This is a genomic window from Bradyrhizobium sp. (genome assembly GCF_049798375.1).
Classification (GTDB): domain Bacteria; phylum Pseudomonadota; class Alphaproteobacteria; order Rhizobiales; family Xanthobacteraceae; genus Bradyrhizobium.
Map to the genome: position 1 here is coordinate 1 of NZ_JBARGP010000235.1, position 1,847 is coordinate 1,847.

Annotated in this window: 3 protein-coding genes; all 3 read right to left on the bottom strand. The window is 65.2% G+C overall.

Annotated elements, in window-relative coordinates:
- The coding region (locus WA702_RS09895) for a translation initiation factor IF-2 associated domain-containing protein (RefSeq protein ID WP_425110342.1) at positions 1-207 on the bottom strand (207 nt) is incomplete at its 3' end.
- A gap of 78 nt (positions 208-285) precedes the next feature.
- Positions 286-1,017 carry an RNA-binding protein gene (locus tag WA702_RS09900; protein WP_425110343.1) on the bottom strand — a complete coding sequence of 244 codons (732 nt, stop codon included), beginning with the start codon at positions 1,015-1,017 and terminating at the stop codon, positions 286-288.
- A gap of 69 nt (positions 1,018-1,086) precedes the next feature.
- Positions 1,087-1,847 (bottom strand): helix-hairpin-helix domain-containing protein (locus WA702_RS09905; protein WP_425110344.1); only part of this gene is annotated, 761 nt, incomplete at its 5' end.

Here is a 1,847-nt window from a genome sequence, read left to right on the forward strand (position 1 = left end):
GGCGACGACCGGCTCGGGCGCATGCGGCGCCTCCGGAGCGCCATCGCTAACCCGGCGCTTGGTACCGCGCTTCTCGACCACCACTTGCTTGCTCCGGCCGTGCGGGAAGCTCTGGCGCACCGTGCCAGTCTCGACGCGTGGCTTGAGCGTCAAGGTCTTGGTCGGAACACTAAGTTTCTTATCGCCCGGAGTGTTGTTGTCAGCCATTCAGTCGTCCCAATCTGGTTACCTGGTGCGGCGGGCGCACCGTCTTTTTTCGTGCAAATCGTCGCTTGTCGTCGAAGCTCAAGTCGGATGCTGTTTCGAATGGTCGTTCGAATTCTTGGCCGCGGTTCCGACAGTCTTGTCAGCGTCAGCCAGCCGGTATCGGACCAAGGTCTGGCTGCGCGACAGGAATGTCCTGCTCGCCGGGCCCGCGAGCACGGCAGCATGTATCACATTTGCCCGCCCTAGTGCCAAATCCAATTCTTCCGAACTCAAACAGGTGACGATCGGAAGGGCCGGCGGTTGTCCGTCGGACTGCCGCTTGCCGGCTTCGATCTGGCGCGCGAGCGCGTCGAGCTTGCGGATCCCGTCGGCCGCGCCGTCTGAGGCGTGGATCAACGCCGATAGCGCTGATCTGCCCTGCTGCGATAGAGCGGATTCGACCTTGCTGAAGCCGGAGACGACCTGCCCCGCCTTGGCCGCGATCCCGAGCGCCTCCACGGTGCTGCGCACCAGCAGTGCCTCGGTGTCGTCGGCAAGCGTGGGTGCCGCGCGAACACTGGTCTTGAAGCCCCGGCTGAAATGGTGACGTCGGACCGCTTCCGCAACCGTCTGGCGGGAGGCTGTGATCCAGAGACCCCGGCCGGGAAGCTTGCGCTTGATGTCGGGAACAACCTCGCCCGAGGGCGCGACGACGAAGCGGATCAGCTCCGCGATCGGCCGCACCTCGCGGCTGACCGCGCACATGCGCATAGTCGCGGACTTTTCGGTCCGCGGTCCGTTATCGAGCTCTGGGTCGGCCATAGCAAGCATGCGGTGGAGCTGCTCCTCATCTCAGCTGCGCAAGATCATGGCGGTCATCGTCCTCGTTCGGCGCATCGGTCAGGCGGGCTGTCCTTCGGAGGCCTCGGCCTCCTCGGCCGGCTCCTCCTTGGCGAGATCGGCCTCGCTGATCCAGCCGGCCTTGACGCGGGCCTGCATGACCATCGCCTCAGCATCGTCGCGCGCCACGTCCAGTCCGTCGAGAATGCCGGCATGCTTGGTCGGCTCGCTGCCTTCCTTGCGCTCGGTCCAGCCGACCAGATCGTCGGTGGCGCAGCCGGCCAGATCCTCGACCGTCTTGACGTCGTTCTCGCCGAACTTGACCAGCATCTTGGAGGTGACGCCCGGAACGGTTCTCACCGCGTCCTCGACGCCGAGTTCCTTGCGTCTGGCCTCGAGCTCGGCCTCCTGCTGATCCAGGAATTCGCGGGCGCGGGTCTGCAGCTCGGTCGCGGTCTCCTCGTCAAACCCCTCGATGCCGGCGAGATCCTTCAGGTCGACCAATGCCAGTTCCTCGACCGAGGTGAAGCCTTCGGAGGCGAGAAGCTGACCGACCACCTCGTCGACGTTCAGCGATTCCATGAAGACGCGGGTGGAGTTCTCGAAGTCGGCCTGACGGCGCTCCGATTCCTCCTGCTCGGTCAGGATGTCGATGTCCCAGCCGGTGAGCTGCGAGGCGAGCCGGACGTTCTGGCCGCGGCGGCCGATCGCCAGCGACAGTTGGTTGTTGGTGTCTGGTACCACAACCTCGATACGCTCGCGGTCCTCGTCGATCACGACCTTGGCGACCTCGGCCGGCGCCAGCGCGTTGACCACGAAGG